General features: G+C 43.3%; 16 protein-coding genes. 9 read left to right on the top strand and 7 right to left on the bottom strand.

Features of this window, described 5'->3' with window-relative positions; genetic code table 11:
- Positions 1-43 precede the first annotated feature (43 nt).
- On the top strand, positions 44-1024 hold the full coding sequence (locus tag AC2D3N_RS14135; protein ID WP_484691223.1) for an ABC transporter ATP-binding protein: 981 nt from the start codon (positions 44-46) through the stop codon (positions 1022-1024).
- On the opposite strand, the gene AC2D3N_RS14130 is transcribed toward AC2D3N_RS14135, so the two are convergent.
- On the bottom strand, positions 1021-2412 hold the full coding sequence (locus tag AC2D3N_RS14130; RefSeq protein WP_484691222.1) for a tetratricopeptide repeat protein: 1392 nt from the start codon (positions 2410-2412) through the stop codon (positions 1021-1023). The genes AC2D3N_RS14135 and AC2D3N_RS14130 overlap by 4 nt on opposite strands.
- Positions 2413-2660: 248 nt before the next feature.
- On the opposite strand from AC2D3N_RS14130, the gene tnpA reads away from it, so the two are divergent.
- From tnpA to hflX, 4 genes are all read left to right on the top strand, one after another.
- Positions 2661-3113 (top strand): IS200/IS605 family transposase, encoded by a 453-nt coding sequence (gene tnpA / locus AC2D3N_RS14125; RefSeq protein WP_484691221.1) that lies wholly within the window; start codon positions 2661-2663, stop codon positions 3111-3113.
- 107 nt (positions 3114-3220) lie between these two features.
- Positions 3221-4240: an ABC transporter ATP-binding protein gene (locus AC2D3N_RS14120; protein ID WP_484691220.1), complete on the top strand. Its 1020-nt coding sequence runs from the start codon at positions 3221-3223 to the stop codon at positions 4238-4240.
- Positions 4241-4432: 192 nt separating this feature from the next.
- The gene (locus AC2D3N_RS14115) at positions 4433-4735 is read left to right on the top strand and encodes a hypothetical protein (protein ID WP_484691219.1); all 303 of its coding nucleotides are present in this window, start codon (positions 4433-4435) and stop codon (positions 4733-4735) included.
- 34 nt (positions 4736-4769) lie between these two features.
- Positions 4770-6167, top strand: a complete 1398-nt coding sequence (gene hflX / locus AC2D3N_RS14110) for a GTPase HflX (protein ID WP_484691218.1) — start codon at positions 4770-4772, stop codon at positions 6165-6167.
- 48 nt (positions 6168-6215) lie between these two features.
- Here the strand turns inward: hflX and AC2D3N_RS14105 are convergent, their stop codons facing one another.
- From AC2D3N_RS14105 to AC2D3N_RS14085, 5 genes are all read right to left on the bottom strand, one after another.
- Positions 6216-6560, bottom strand: coding sequence for a hypothetical protein (locus tag AC2D3N_RS14105; RefSeq protein ID WP_079681308.1), 345 nt, complete (start codon positions 6558-6560; stop codon positions 6216-6218).
- Entirely contained in the window at positions 6557-7081 is a 525-nt protein-coding gene (locus AC2D3N_RS14100; protein WP_079681307.1) for a phage tail protein, read from the bottom strand. Before AC2D3N_RS14100 ends, AC2D3N_RS14105 begins: the two co-directional genes overlap by 4 nt.
- Before the next feature lie 257 nt (positions 7082-7338).
- Complete coding sequence (locus AC2D3N_RS14095; protein ID WP_234996823.1) at positions 7339-7848, bottom strand: phage tail protein; 510 nt, start codon at positions 7846-7848, stop codon at positions 7339-7341.
- Positions 7849-8037: 189 nt separating this feature from the next.
- Positions 8038-8559 carry a phage tail protein gene (locus AC2D3N_RS14090; RefSeq protein WP_079681306.1) on the bottom strand — a complete coding sequence of 174 codons (522 nt, stop codon included), beginning with the start codon at positions 8557-8559 and terminating at the stop codon, positions 8038-8040.
- Between the two features lie 129 nt (positions 8560-8688).
- A complete protein-coding gene (locus tag AC2D3N_RS14085) occupies positions 8689-10461 on the bottom strand; it encodes a phage tail sheath family protein (protein ID WP_484691217.1) in 1773 nt (590 codons plus the stop codon).
- Positions 10462-11067: 606 nt separating this feature from the next.
- Between AC2D3N_RS14085 and AC2D3N_RS14080 the strand changes: the two genes are divergently transcribed.
- From AC2D3N_RS14080 to AC2D3N_RS14070, 3 genes are all read left to right on the top strand, one after another.
- On the top strand, positions 11068-11808 hold the full coding sequence (locus AC2D3N_RS14080) for a LuxR C-terminal-related transcriptional regulator (protein ID WP_484691216.1): 741 nt from the start codon (positions 11068-11070) through the stop codon (positions 11806-11808).
- Positions 11809-11821: 13 nt separating this feature from the next.
- A complete protein-coding gene (locus AC2D3N_RS14075) occupies positions 11822-13093 on the top strand; it encodes a Pvc16 family protein (protein WP_484691215.1) in 1272 nt (423 codons plus the stop codon).
- Between the two features lie 91 nt (positions 13094-13184).
- Positions 13185-15146 carry an ATP-binding protein gene (locus tag AC2D3N_RS14070; RefSeq protein ID WP_484691214.1) on the top strand — a complete coding sequence of 654 codons (1962 nt, stop codon included), beginning with the start codon at positions 13185-13187 and terminating at the stop codon, positions 15144-15146.
- A gap of 96 nt (positions 15147-15242) precedes the next feature.
- Here the strand turns inward: AC2D3N_RS14070 and AC2D3N_RS14065 are convergent, their stop codons facing one another.
- Positions 15243-15728, bottom strand: a complete 486-nt coding sequence (locus AC2D3N_RS14065) for a hypothetical protein (RefSeq protein WP_079681301.1) — start codon at positions 15726-15728, stop codon at positions 15243-15245.
- A gap of 183 nt (positions 15729-15911) precedes the next feature.
- Here AC2D3N_RS14065 and AC2D3N_RS14060 point away from each other — a divergent pair, with 183 nt between their 5' ends.
- A complete protein-coding gene (locus AC2D3N_RS14060) occupies positions 15912-16109 on the top strand; it encodes a hypothetical protein (RefSeq protein ID WP_484691213.1) in 198 nt (65 codons plus the stop codon).
- Positions 16110-16162: the final 53 nt, after the last annotated feature.

Genomic DNA, 16162 nt, shown 5'->3' with positions numbered 1-16162 from the left:
TACCAGTTATCAGTCATTACCCATTACCCATTACCCATTCGTAATGATTCCTTTATTAGAGGTTAAAAATCTAGCCGTTAAGTTTTTTACCCTTGATGGGGTAATTCATGCTGTGAATGGAATTTCCTATCAAGTTTATCCAGGGGAAACCCTAGGAATTGTGGGGGAGTCGGGGTCAGGAAAAAGTATTAGTGTCCTATCAATTTTAGGGTTAATTCCATCACCCCCGGGGAAAATTACCCAAGGTGAAATTTTATTTGAAGGTAAAAATTTACTGCAATTCAATCCTAAACAATTACAACAACTTAGGGGTAATGAAATTTCCATGATTTTTCAAGATCCTATGACTTCGCTCAACCCAGTTTTAACGATTGAAAAACAACTAACCGAAGCACTAAAAATTCATCTAAAATTAACATCAGAAGAAGCTAAAAACCGAGCCATCAAACTCTTAAAACAGGTAGGAATTTCTAGTCCCGAAAAACGCTTAAAAAGTTATCCCCATGAATTTTCAGGGGGAATGCGTCAACGGGTTATGATTGCCATGGGTTTAGGATGTCAACCTAAATTATTAATCGCAGACGAACCCACAACCGCCTTAGATGTAACGGTACAAGCGCAGGTCGTGGAGTTAGTTAAACAACTGAAAAATGCACAGGGAATGTCTGTGATTTGGATTACCCATGATTTAGCATTATTAGCAGGATTAGCCGATAGAATTATAGTCATGTATGCGGGGCAAATTGTGGAACAAGCCACGGTTCATCAACTGTATAAAAATCCTCGTCATCCCTATACTATTGGATTATTAGAAAGTTTACCTCGACTCGATCAAATTCGTCAAGAACCGTTAAAAGCTATTGCTGGAATGCCACCCAGTTTAATAGATTATCCCCCAGGATGTCCCTTTGCTCCGCGATGTCGATTTGCGATTGAACATTGTTTTCAAGAAAATCCTAAATTAGAATTAATTGAAACCGAGCATCAAGTAGCTTGCTGGGTAATTCCTAAAATGGATTGTTAATAGATAGTTTGATTGACACTAAAATGAAACAGTGGGGAGCGATTTTTGCTATCTTGCAAAGCGACAAAAGGAACTAAAAATAAGTCGTAGTGGGGGATAAAGATGATCTGGTTATTGGCATCGGTGGGTAGCAAGTCGATGATCGGTTCGATTAGAATTTGATGGAGGAGTTGCAATAGGGGATAGCCGCCTGTTTGGTTTGGTTGGTACTCTCTTTCTAGTTGAATTTTGTTGCCGTCGTCGTCGGTTTCCTTACTGCCGATGGAGACGCGGGTTTTGAGGATAATTTGTTTGAGGGTTTGGTTTTGTTGGGTGAGGGGTTCGAGGTTGGCGGCGCGATACTTGATGTTGCCGTTTGGTTGGATTACCCAGATGTAAATGATGTCTGACTCAACAATCGAATATTCAACTATTGTGCAGTTTCTCTCGGGGGCGATTTGTTGGATTTTGGGAATTGATAATCTATTTGTTGCGTCATTTGTTGGTAATTCATTCGTTAATAAGGTTTGCTGCAATAACTCGACAAAGGCACGGGTACGCGACATTTCAGATATTTCTAATGCTTGATCAAATTTAGTTTGGGCAACTAGGACTTTTTGGAGCAGGCGATAAGATGCTACCTGGGTTTCAAAGATTGACGCTTTATGGTCATTATTGACTAATTCAAAACGGAGAGTTTCACGAATTTGGATTGAGGCACGCAGCGCTGTTTCAGCTTCAGCAAGTTGGTTAGTTTTGAGTAAAGTATTTCCCAAATTATTTAGAGAAATTGACTCTCCTTGGCGATTTCCGATTTCCCGTTCAATCTCTAAAGACTGTTGGTGAAAGTCGATCGCTTTCTGGTATTGCCCTAGGGATTGGTAAGCATTGCCCAAATTGCCGAGGGAAGCAGCTTCTCCTTGGCGATTTCCGATTTCCTGTGAAATCTCTAAAGACTGTTGGTGAAAGTCGATCGCTTTCTGGTATTGCCCTAGGGAATTGTAAGCATTGCCCAAATTGCCGAATGAAGCAGCTTCTCCTTGGCGATATCCGATTTCCCGATAAATAGTTAATGCCTGTTCCCAAGACTGCAAAGATTCTCGAAATTGACTGATTTTATGCTGCTGATTGCCTTGGTTAAACAGTCTATCTGCTTCTGCTTTCAGTGCAACTCCCGCGAGGAATTCGCCAGCCACCTTACCCAGTAGCCCGGCAAAATTCTTCAACCAATTAGCATTATTTAGTTCGCCTTGTTCTCTGAGATTATCTGCCTTTTTTAGCATAGCCGCCACCAAGCCATCATCGAGCAATTCCGGGTGAGTGTTCAATATCTCTTGTTCTTCGCCGCTGGGACAGGTTAGCAGTTGATTTATCAGGTTGAGATAGGCTGGTTGGGGTTCAGAGTTCATCGGAGAAATGGGATTTGGGATGGTGCAATCAATTATACTATTTGTTAGGGATTGTTGTTGACGCCTTCCCAGTCCGCGCAGGCGGACTTCGTTTGTGTAGACGCGATTTCTAATCGCCGGATTTCTGTAATCGCCTGATTCAATTGATTCAACCTATAATCGTTATAATCTCGGCGATTGAAATCGCGTCTACACAGACGAAACCCGCCTGCGCGGGTTGAAGATAAATTTATTATATTGTAATTAAAATGAGAGAAAATTTCACGCAAATGTATCTCCATTATGTCTGGGCAACTTGGGATAGATTGCCTTTGATTACTCCCGATATTCAGCAAGCAATCTATGCAGCTATTATTGGAGAATGTAACAAGTTAGGATGCACTGTAATCGCAGTTGGAGGTATAGAAGACCATGTTCACTTGCTAATAGGTTTTCCCACAACTTTGGCGGTAGCTGAAATAATTAAGCAAATTAAGGGAAGTTCTTCTCATTTCGTAACTCACCAACTTAAACCAGGTGATTTTTTTAAGTGGCAAGGCAGCTACGGGGCGTTTACCGTTAGCCGCGATGCCATCGACAGTGTAGCTAATTATATCAGAAATCAAGCTGTTCACCACCGTCAGCAATCAATGATTTCTGAGTGGGAATTAATTTCTAAAACTACCCCCGCAGGTGCTAAGAATTCCCCCGGCGATTTCTAATCCCTGTTCCCTCCCCAGTCCGCGCAAGCGGACTTCGTTTCTGTAGACGCGATTTCCAATCGCCGAATTTCCTGATTTCCTATATAAACATTTTTTATAATAAAAATATGGTTAATACTTTAGAATCCAAACTTAAATCCAATCAAAAAAATAATCCCTTAATTCGGGTGGAAAACTTACAAAAACACTTTCCAGTCATGGAAGGAATTTTACTGCAACGTCAAGTAGCAGCGATTAAAGCCGTTGATGGAATTACCTTTAATATTAATAGGGGAGAAACCTTAAGTTTAGTAGGAGAATCAGGTTGTGGGAAAAGTACAACGGGACGAATAATTTTACAGCTTGCTCGTCCTACGGCGGGGAAAATTTACTTTGAAAATACCGATTTAACCGTTTTAAATCCTAAAGAATTACAGCCCTTCCGTCGCCGGATGCAAATGATTTTTCAAGACCCCTATTCCTCCTTAAATCCTCGAATGACCGTAGGAAAAATTATTAGTGAACCTTTAATTATTCATCAATTAGCTACTCCTAAAATAGCCGAAAATCGCGTTAAAGAATTATTAGAATTAGTGGGATTAAATAATGATGTCATCAATCGTTATCCCCATGAATTTTCAGGGGGACAACAACAAAGAATTGGGATTGCTAGAGCCTTAGCCATGAATCCTGATGTAATTATTTGCGATGAACCGATTGCGGCTTTGGATGTTTCAATTCAAGCCCAAGTGATTAATTTAATGCAAAATCTACAGCAAAATTTAGGGTTAACCTATCTGTTTATTGCCCATGATTTAAGTATAGTTCGTCATATTTCTGACCGAGTTGCGGTGATGTATTTGGGCAAAATTGTTGAACTTGCAGATAGAATTTCTTTGTATGAAAATCCTCTGCATCCCTATACCCAAGCCCTATTATCTGCGGTTCCCATTCCTGACCCGGAATTAGAAGCCAAACGACAACGAATTTTATTAACTGGAGAAATTCCTAGTCCCGTTAACCCGCCAACAGGATGTCGATTTTGTAGCCGTTGTCCCTCTGTTATGGAACAATGTTGGCTGGAAGAACCCCGATTAAAAGATATGGGTTTAAACCATTCTGTAGCCTGTCATTTGATTAAATATTAATCACAAATTTAATCAATTTAGCTCTAAACATCAGAGAATTTTATCAGATTCGACATTTAATAATCCTCAAGAAAATATTAAGTTCCCAGTCGGGTCTGAACAGCCCACGGCCCACACTCCGATCAAAATTCAAGCTATCATAATCTCAAATCAACCCCTATTGTTTATGGAGGGCCAGGAAACTGGTAAAACGTGCCTATCGAAACGATTTATGGTCAACTACAAGGTCTAAAAGCCAGTCAGCTTAAACGGTTGCAAAGCCTGTATCATCAACGATTACCTGGCGATTTGATTACAACCGTAGAATTTGCCCAGCGACTAGCGGCCATTAGTACAGAAATTGATCAGCCTCTGTGCGCCTATATCAACCGCAGGGGACAAGTAATGCGGGTGGGAGTCGGAACTCCTCGCCAAACTCAAATTCCCCCCTTAGAAACTGCCCCGTTATGGGAATGGACGCCTGAGTGGCATTCGCTGTATTGCCACCCAAACTAGCCCGGAACCGCCCAAAGAAGCAGCCCTGACTGCCATGGCCATTCAACGGTTAGACGTTCTCGTGGTTCTTACCCTAACCGGAAGCGGTTTTCAGCGACGGGGAGGGGGTGAAACAGGCTATATCAAAGACACCTATCTGGCTCACCTTGTCCCGGATATGGATACGGGAAATCATCAACAAATTGATAATGGCTTTTCGGCTATTCCCTATTATTTGTCGTTGCCCATGAGTCTGGATGCCCTATCGCAACAGGATTTTCTCGATTTAGTCAACGAACTAGAAACGGAATTTGAACGGGAATTTGTTGCCCGGGAAGTCGATTCTAGTCAGGATAAAGTGCTATTAGTGGGGGTGAAAACAGAGAAAATATCCCCCCAACGGTTTGAAGATGGGCTAACGGAATTGGTGCGTTTAGTGGATACCGCCGGAGGTCAGGTGTTACAAACTTTACGCCAAAAACGATCGCAACCTCACCCCCAAACCGTTGTCGGAGAGGGTAAAGTCCAGGAAATTGCCTTGGTTGCCCAAACCATCGGAGCTAATTTAATTGTATTTGACCGTGACCTATCCCCCGCCCAGGTTCGGAACCTGGAAACCCAAATCGGGGTCAGGGTTGTAGACCGAACTGAAGTTATCCTTGATATTTTTGCTCAACGCGCCCAGTCGGGGGCGGGAAAATTACAGGTGGAACTAGCCCAACTGGAATATAGTTTACCCCGCTTAACGGGTCGAGGTCGGGCTATGTCTCGCTTAGGGGGTGGCATTGGAACCCGGGGGCCAGGGGAAACCAAACTGGAAACCGAACGCAGGGCCATCCAACGCCGCATCTCCCGGCTCCAGCAGGAAGTGAATCAACTCCAAGCCCATCGTTCCCGTTTACGCCAAAATCGTCAAGTTCGAGAGGTTCCCACCTTGGCTTTAGTCGGCTATACCAATGCTGGAAAGTCAACATTATTAAACGTTTTAACCCAGTCGGAAGTCTATACGGCTGACCAACTTTTTGCTACCCTCGACCCCACAACTCGCCGTTTAGAGATTCCTGATACGATAACGGAGGAGCCTTTAACGGTGGTTATTACAGATACAGTCGGATTTATCCATGAACTTCCACCTCCTTTAGTAGATGCGTTTCGAGCTACTTTAGAGGAGGTGACGGACGCGGATGCCTTAATTCATTTAGTGGATTTGTCCCATCCCGCTTGGGAAAGTCAAATTGAGTCAGTGATGCAGATTTTAAGGGAAATGCCGGTGACTCCTGGCCCGGGATTATTAGTGTTTAATAAAATCGATCAAACTGATGGGGAAAATTTACGATTAGCGCAGGAAAAATACCCCCAAGCGGTCTATATTTCTGCTTCTAAAGCGTTAGGTTTAGAAACCCTGAGAAAACGCATGGCGGCTTTAGTCCATTATGCGATTTCTAATCGGTGAACTACTCACCGCTAACCTGGAGTACCAGGTATAGCGGGAGTTTCAGAGCTATTCAGGTTGATCATAAACAGGGGATGGGGTGGGAGGATCGGGTTGATCTTCCCCCTCTAACTCGTTAATGTAGCGATAAAACTTTTGTAAATAGCTTAAATCGGAGGCAAATAGATTTTCAATTACCATTGGTGAAATTTCTTCTAAAGTGCCTAACTGAGTAATAACGCGAGAGAGAATAATCACGGTCGCATAGGCTGGATTTGATTTAACTCTAGGATCGCGCATGGGAACAATTTCATCAATAGCTCGCGATAGCCGCATCACCCCTTGACGGTGACAATCCCCCTGTTCATCTAGGTATCCTTTGGGTAGGGTAAACTCAAATTCAGTTTGGATCATGACAAGGATTTGGGAAGGGTAGGAACTCGCTTAAAGGTTTCTACTGCTAATTCTAGTTCCTCAAAGGCGAGATCTGAACCAGAAACAATGCTATCAGCAACGGTGTAGGAAACCGGCCAAGCACCTTTAAAATTAAACCGAGCGCCTTCTTCACTACTTTGGCGATAGATAACTAAAGAACCATCATAGCTTTGAGTTGCCCATTGACCTGATTGCACATTTTCAATCCAATTCCATAAGGTAGTTGATGCACTTAGACCCCGACGCAAATTAATATTATTAACTTTTTCATTTCCAGGCATTTTTGTTCGCAGGACTCGTCCCCGTGTAGCCTTCCCCCACCGTTGGGGAAAAACTTCAGCTAATTCTATTAAACTTTGGGTATATTTAAACCCTTTGCATTCCATAAAATAGGCATCAACAGGCTCGCTGCTTCCATTGAGTTTTAACTCAACATAAAAGCGAGCAATGGTAAGAATCTCTGATAAATTTTGTTTTAATTGGTCTTGATTAATTTGCATATCAAATAGGGAATAGGTAATAGGCAACAGGCGGAAAAACGGGCAATAAGGAATGGGCAATGGGAGAAAGACAGGGAATGGGGAATAGGCAATAGGCAATAAATAGATAATATAGCAGTCGCCACATCTATTAGGACATTCTTGAAAGCTAAAAGCTGCTCACAGTAAGTATTTACCTATAGCGAGATTGCCTATTCCCTATTGCCTCTTGCTATATCTTTACCTATTGCCCATTGCCCGTTCCCTATTCCCTATCGTTAGAGTTTCGTTGCTCCGACAGGAACCCGAATCATCCCGGCGTGGGCAACCTCAATGGTTTCTTTAAAAATATCAGCGCTGTCAGCTTTTACCTGAGTAGTTTTGTATTTAGCGGGAATGGCATCTTTAATATTCCATCGGGCACCTTCTGAACCATTTTGTTTGTAGAAAACCAGGGAAGCTTCGTAACGCCGAGCCATAGTTTGCCGACCGCCTCCTCCCATGGCTTGTGGGTGTGAATCCACATACCATTGCAAGAGAATATCGTTGTCAATTGCTGTTACAAACTCCAGGGTAATATTTTGATAACTGACGGTGGCGGGAGTGGTTTGTGTATCCGTAGCCATGCCCTTACGGGTTCCGATGGGCTTGCCCTCAGAGGCTGGATCAATAGTAATTGAAAGTCCACTAGCTTTGGAAATCAGTAACCTTGTATTATTATTAATTTCTAAGTAAAAGCGAGAAACCGTCAGGTATTCCATTAAGCTTCTCTGAGTTGCTGCTGTCATTTTAAATATTCCTCCTGATCAATAATTAGATTGATTTTGTTTTAACTTACTGTCGCTTGTCTAGCCAGATTTATCGGGGGGGTATGTTGGCAATTACCAATTACGAATTATCAATTACGAATTAATGAATTAATGAATTAATAAATTAGGAGTTAGCTAATTGTCTCGTAATTCGTAATTCATTATATGTCACCGACCACCATAGGTAACGGCAGCACCACTGATGGATTTGACTTTATTGATTCGTTCAGCCACCAGTTCATAGGTTTCTACTGCCAGATCTTGACCTGTGACATCCGCATCGGCAATGGAGTATTTTTTCGGCCAAGCGCGTTCTAAATTCCACCGGAGGATTTCCTTACCGTTGGGATCATAAACAACAACTGAACCACTTTTACGGTTATTTGACCAGTTGCCGTTACCGCCCTCACTAACGGGTAAGCATTCTTGAAACCATTTGTACATTTGGGCGCTGGCACCTTGGGGGGAATCGCACAGGTAAACTTCAACGGTCATGGCGGGGTTAGAATCGTAACCGCCGGAGGTGGTTTGTCGGTCATGAATTCCGCCTTTTGATGAACCTATGGGTTTAGCATTTCCTGTAACTTTACCTTCATAGGAAATTTGAGCCATACTTTTGATTTGAGCCTGAGTAATTCCATCAAACTCAACGTAAAACCGAGAGGCAACAGTAGTAACAACTCCGACCATGTTTTTATTCCTTTTGTAAGTTTTTAGTGTGGAAATCGGGATCACGGATTTAAGAGGATTTCACGGATTTCACGGATTTTAATCTGCGTCATCCTCTTAAATTCCCTAATACCCAAAACCTTTGTTGATTTAAGAGAATTCGTTACCTTCTTCTTCGTTTTCATCGCCGGTGATCTGACTCATGCGGAAGATGACAAATTCAGCGGGACGGACGGGGGCTACACCGACTTCAACGTACAAACGGCCTAGGAGCATCGTTTGTGGGGTATTAATTTCTTCGTCACACTTGACGTAGTAGGCTTGAGCCGGACTACCGCCAACTAGGGCTCCTTCGCGCCAGAGGGAGTCAAGGAAATTACTGAGGGTGCGTTTAACCCGTTGCCAGAGGTCTTCATCGTTGGGTTCAAAGACGACCCACTGGGTTCCCTGTTCAATGGATTTCTCAATGTAGCTCATCAAGCGACGGACGTTAATATAACGCCATTGAATATTATCCGCTTCCACCAGGGTACGGGCACCCCAAATCCGTAGACCTCGGTTGGGGAAACTGCGGACACAGTTAATTCCCAAGGGGTTTAATAATTCCTGCTCCCGGAAGTTGCAGTCATAACTCAAACCAACCAGACCACGGGGGACTTCATTGGCGGGCGCCTTATGGACGCCTCTGGTTTCATCCACCCGTGACCAGACACCTGCAACATATCCACAGGGAGGAATGGAAATCGGACGCCCGGCATTCCGGGGGTTGGGAACTCTGATCCAAGGATAGTAGAGGGCCGCAAATTGAGAACGACGGTTAAATTCTTCGGTGAGCCAACGGGCCACATCTTGGGGTTTAACCCGATCAGGAGGGGTATCGAGAATCACCATTCGGTTTGGTGGGTTGGGGATATCACCAGCCGTCGCACCTTCACTGAGACTGAGCATCATATCCATGATCCCATGAAGCTGATCGAGATTCATCAATCCAGCTTCGTACACGCGCATTAAGTCAGGACAGGCAACAATGGTCACGTCGTCGATTTCAAATAGACCCCGTACCCCTGTGCGATCATCCCGTCCACCTTCGACATATTGACTGAATAGTTCGGGCTGAACGTCCAGTGGCGGGGGACTGACTTCATAGAAGCCATTATTGGGGCGTTTTGCTAGGGGGCTGCCTGTCAGGGAAATATCTGTGATCCGAACATAGCGGGACTCTTGCAGGGCATTGAACACATAATCTGCCACGGCGACGTCGGCTTGGGCGTTCATGGTCAGGTGTTCGTAGCGTTCTAGCTCCTCGCCGCCTTGGGTGATAACAACGGTGAAGTATTCCCCTGTGTTCGCGGGCATAGCAGTTATTGCCCTTGCCTCTGTACCTGCCTCTGTACCTGCCTCTGCTGAGGAGGTTGGGGGTAAGGCGGGTGCTGGAGCTTTGGGTAGGCCTTCGGTAATTCTAACGCGGATGGTTCTTTCGTTAGCTGATACTAAAGCGCCGTTAATGTTCTCTATTGAGGCAATTGCGGGATCGCTCAGGGAAAACCGCAGGGCGGGACGTTTGGCGCGGTTCATCACCTCTGTGCCTAATTCCGTTGGTGATGGAGCCGCAGAACCTGGTAATCTGGTGCCGATACTGGTTACCCAACAACGGCCGCCACCGTTTAAAAACCAGCCGTAAACTGAAAAGGGCAGGTAGGCGTTGAAGTCGGTGAAGCCGTCGGAATTGGGGCGAGCGAAATACTGGAGGTATTGGCTCCAAGTGGTGACTAACATCGGTTTGAACATTTCGGCACCACCGCGCACATCTTCGGTAAAGCCCAAAAATCCGGCGACCGCGGTGGGGACTCCTGCTATCGGACGACTTCCTCTATCAACTTCTTCTACATACACACCTGGAGCAAAATAGTCAAGTCTTGCCATATTTCTTTTCCTTATATCAATATTTAGCCTTCGAGTGCTGCTCAACAATTTGCTATGCAGCCCAGATCGGGTTTGTCCTGATTACTATTAGTTAATGTGCCTAGATTAAGGTGAAATAGACCCCAGGGGTTATAGACTTTGGTCGAAATTTTTTGGCTTTTTGAATGGGTTATTAATGCTAGGGCTTAGTTATGGCCTATTTCAACGGGATGTCAGGAAATCCAAATAATTGTAGGGGCGAGGCGCGCCTCGCCCCTACGGGGGAATGTAAGTATTTTTTAGGGTTAATAACCCCGATCATTATGACTGTACAATTCATTTAGACTTGCTATATCATGCTCTTGATAATGATTTAGGACTGCTATATTTAATTAACATTACTTTATTTTTCTTATTAATTTGTTAGGTTTCTATACAAATGTATTGAGAACTGAGTCGCAAAAATTAAATTTATATCTGAAGATAGATGTTATATTAAAACATAGTGTTCATGACACAAACTTCCTTCTGGGGCATCAAACCATATTAGTTTTAATTGGACTTGATATGTGGGTACATCAACTTAATCACACTTCTAATCGGGGGCCTGCAAGTGTTTCTAGGCTTATGCCTAAGAACATTTTACCAGAAACAATTGCAGTTATGCTGGTAGCTTGTGAATTGCATTTTTGCAAGAGTTTGCAGGTATTACTTAAAGTTTATAATTTGAGTTCGTCATGGCAAATTAAGCTAGTTGGTGAAGCAAGTTCAATCAAATCTGTCCTGACCATGGCTGCCCAATGTCAACCCGGTTTAATTTTCCTAGATTGGGATTTATTTCAGGCACCTGATCAGGGCATTGAAATGATCAGAAGTTTAAGTCAAAAATCAGAACAGAATCAGAATGGCAGCAAAATTTTGGTGTTGTCTTCTTTAGGAGAGGAAAGTAGTATTTTTGCGACGATGCAAGCCGGAGCTTGGGGATATCTGTTGAAGGAAAATTTACCGACGCAACTGCCTATTGCTATTACGGCGGCTCTGAATAATCAAGTTTATTTATGTCCAGAAGTTACGGCCCGATTCTTTCGAGCTTTTCAGATAAACCAAGATCAATCAACAGCCACTCAACCCCAGGAACCCTCTAATCAACTGACAGAATTAAATAGCTCTAATCCCTATAATTTAACAAATCGAGAACGGGAAGTCCTAAAATTGTTGGTAGAAGGATACCGAAATCAAGAAATAGCTCGTTCCCTTTATATTACCGTAGCAACAGTCAAAGCTCACTTAACAACAATATTTGAAAAACTAGAGGTAGATAGTCGTAGTCGAGCGATTGTTCGGTCGTTACAGATGGGTCTTGTTTAAGACAAATTAAAGTATGAGTAATTATTTAGGTATTGCCACTGTGACGGCAACATTGCAGAGGATGTTACAACAATCTGTGCAGATGGATGTGGAGGGGGCAAGAGTGACAACAAACCGTCCAGAAAATACTGGGGGAACTCCAGAAACAGGAATTAGCATTTACCTCTACCATTTGAAGCGCAATACATCCCTGGGAAATGCAGATATGCCACCCCGTCAAAGGAAGGGAGAATTAACAAAGCGGAATCAATTACCTGTAGATTTATATTATTTGTTAAGTTGTTATGGAAATGAGATAGAATTGGAACCCCAGCGCTTATTAGGAAGTGCAATACGAACACTAGAAGACAGAGCGGTTTTATCCTCTCAAATGATTCGAGAAACAGTCAATGATCCCAGTTATCCTTTTTTAGCAAATTCTGATTTATCGGAACAAATTGAGATGATCCGAGCGGAATTTGTTCCGGTTTCAACGGATGAATTATCGAAAGTTTGGTCAGTCTTTTTTCAAACCCCTTATGTTTTATCTGTGATCTATAAAATTACAGTTGTGGTGTTAGATGGTGAGGAACCTGCCATGGTAGCACTGCCGATCCGCGATCGCAGCCTGAACGCCTGGGCATTTAGCAAACAACCGACGATTGATTTTGTCATGTCCACCGAAGGTCGATATCAGCCTATTTTCACCCATAGTACCTTATTAATTCGAGGTAAAATGCTTGCCAATGCCAATACCTCGATTAGAATTGGGGGTGTGGAAGTGGCACCAGGTACGGTGCAAGATCAGTCGATTACCTTAGCTCTGACTTTAGTGCCACCAGAGGCACTGCGACCCGGGGTTCAGGGGTTACAGGTAATTCACGGTCAAAGGTTAGAAAGGGGAAGCACGAATAGCCCCATGCAGGAGCGGGTGGAGTCGAATGTGGCTCCGTTTGTGTTGCGACCCGGTATCAAGGAGGTGAATTTGCTGGATGGGTCAGGAACGGACGACGAGCCTCGTAATGCTGAGGTAGAAGTGGTGACAGACGTGAGGATCGGTCAAGATCAGCGAGTGATTCTGATTTTAAATGAACAGACCGCCCTACAGCCTGCCGCTTACATTTTTAACGCCCAGCCTCGGAATAATAATACTGTTCGTCTTATCTTCTCACTTAAATCCATTAAAAATAGCAACTATTTAGTGAGGATTCAAGTCGATGGTGCAGAAAGTCTCTGTCAAATTGATGGCGATCGCCATAGTCCCACCTTTGATCAGTATATCAGTCCAACGATCACCATCCCCTAGTAGTAAGCCCTTCAGGGCTTCTTCAAGGCTTATATACAAATATGGCAAAGAGTCCTAAAAAACTCACTACAATTGAATTTTCTCACCCAAAATGAACGCTGTTTCTGTGCAAAACTGGCAAAAAGCGAACCAAGAATCCCTAATGGTGGCACTGGCTCAAGTGCGACTGGTACTGGAATGGAAAGCCAGTCAAGATAGTCACACTCCAAAGCCGACGGCTACATTGGAACTATCGGAGCATTCATCTCTACAACAGATCTGTCGCATCTTTGGCCTGTCCACCTTTGAACGAGACTTACTGATCATCTGTGCAGGTATGGAATTAGACGCCAGTTTTGCCAGCTTGTGCGCCCTAGCTCAAGGGGACTCGCAAAAACTTTATCCCACCTTCAGTTTAGCCCTCAGTAGCCTGGATAATCCCCATTGGAACGCCCTCACCCCTACGGCTCCCCTACGACACTGGCGATTGATTGAGATCGGTAGTGGATCGGCACTTACCCAGAGTCCCCTCCGTATTGACGAGCGCATCCTGCATTACTTGGTGGGAGTCCAACACTTAGATGAGCGACTGATGGGAATAATTGAGCCACTAAAAGGAGAAAATCAATTAGTTCCTTCTCATCAACAGTTAGCTAAACAGTTGGCAGAAACCCTGTCTCAGAGTGCCGGAAACGACACTGTGCCCGCCGTGCAACTCTGTGGAGAAGATACCAGTAGCAAGCGGGCGATCGCCCTATCCGCCTGCCAAATATTGGGACTAGATGCCCATTTACTCAGGGCCGATCACTTACCCAGCAACAGAAACGAACTGTCTCAACTGCTGCGGTTGTGGGATCGAGAAGCGGTTTTGTGTAATAGTGCTTTAGTCCTGGACTGCGACGAAGTAGACGGTTCAGATCGGGACGGAAATGCCGTCGCCCATATCATTGAACAAATTAATAGTCCTCTGATTATCACCGCACGAGATCGGATTAGTCAGAGACAGCGCCCGTTAGTGAATTTTGAAGTTAGCAAGCCTACCAACTCAGAACAATACCTATTATGGGAGGAGGCATTGGTGATGGAACGGGAGGAGTTGCCGGAGATTATAGAACACCTAGTCGGACAATTTAACCTGAATGCCCCCGCCATTGCTGCGGCTTGTGCCAGTACCCTCGGACAAATGGGGCTAAGTGAGGATTATGATCACCTGAATGATACTTTATGGGAGGCTTGTCGCGCCCAAGCTCGTCCTCGCATGGAAGATTTGGCCCAACGAATTGAACCAAGTGCGAGTTGGGAGGATTTGGTATTACCTGAAATGCAGTCACAAACTCTGAAAGCGGTGATTGCCCATGTTCGCCAGCGCGTTAAGGTTTATGAAGGTTGGGGGTTTGCTAAAAAAGGCGGACGGGGTTTAGGAATTAGTGCGTTATTTGCTGGCCCTAGTGGGACGGGAAAAACCACGGCGGCGGAAGTGATGGCTCAGGAGTTAAATTTGGACTTATATCGGATTGATCTGAGTTCGGTGGTGAGTAAATATATTGGGGAAACGGAGAAGAATTTGCGACGGGTTTTTGATGCGGCGGAAACGGGTGGAGCGATTTTACTTTTTGATGAAGCGGATGCTTTATTTGGCAAACGTTCTGATGTGAAAGATTCCCATGACCGCCATGCCAATATTGAAGTTAGTTATTTATTGCAACGGATGGAAGCCTATGGAGGGTTAGCAATTTTAACTACGAATTTAAAGGGGGCATTAGATAGTGCATTTTTGCGAAGAATTCGGTTTGTAGTGCAGTTTCCGTTTCCCGATGCGACCCAACGGGCTGAAATTTGGCGGCGGATTTTTCCCCAGGAAATGCCCTTGGAAGGGGTGGATGTGAACAAATTAGCTAAACTGAGTGTATCCGGGGGAAATATTCGTAATATTGCGATGAATGCTGCTTTTTTGGCGGCGGATTCTAATGAAGCTGTGACGATGAAACATTTATTAAATGCGGCTCGTAGTGAAAGTATGAAGATGGAAAAACCTTTAACGGATACGGAGGTAAAAGGATGGGTTAGTCCTTGAATTGTAGACAATAACAATCAATATTTTTAACTCTAAATAATAACTGAATTCCATGTTAGTTTAGGAGTGATATTAACTTTTGGGCAGGGTAAATTATTAGATTCCTCTAATACTACCTGATTGGGCATACTCTAAAACTTGTTGCCAACCTAAAGATATTGCTCTATTTAAAGGCATTGATCCACCATTCGCAAAGACAACTGACTGATTCCCGTTTCGATCTTCTTTAACATCAATGATCAAAGCATTTCTTAAATCATAACCCCAAACTATTGCTGCTTCTTCCCAATATTTTAAACAGGGATTTTTAAAATTAGGATCATTCAACCATTCATCATTCCAGTGATAGGATTTATAACCTTCAGCTAATGCTTTCATCAAAAACCCTGTTGGGTGTTTTAATTGTCCTGCTTTATAGACTTCTATTGTTCTTTGAAAAGCACTTTCCATATTGCTTATATTTAAGAAAATCGACTCTTGTACTTCATCCCAATTTAATTGGACTCCTATATGTAATAAAGCATATTTATATTTTCGATAAATCTCTAATTCTATTTCGTCTAATTCATTTAACCAACTCATTTTTTTTGATATATAAGGATTTAGGAGATTTTTTTACTTATTTGAAAGTAGATAGCTTGATTATTAGATTATGACACTACATCATGATATCATTTGCATTCTGATTGTGCTAAACTTAATTTATAAAACCTCAATGAATCTTAATAAACCATAATAAATCTTCAACAAAAAAATCAGATTATTATGCTCAATTACAAAGGTTATACGGCTCAAATTGAAGTTGATGTAGATGCTGGAATTTTGTTTGGTCAAATGCTAGACATTAACGATGTGATTACCTTTAAAGGAAAAACGGTTGAAGAAATCAGTCAAGAATTTAAAAACTCTATTAATGATTATTTAGAATTTTACCAAGAATTAGGGTTGAGCGACAAAACATGAGGTAGTGCGATCGCCCTCGCTCGCTATAATGATATATAAACTATCGATATGTA

The sequence above is a fragment of the Planktothrix sp. PLAVEN19ND genome (assembly GCF_057220675.1).
Note: the sequence above shows the minus strand (reverse complement) of the source record. Positions and strands in the feature narration are given on the sequence as shown.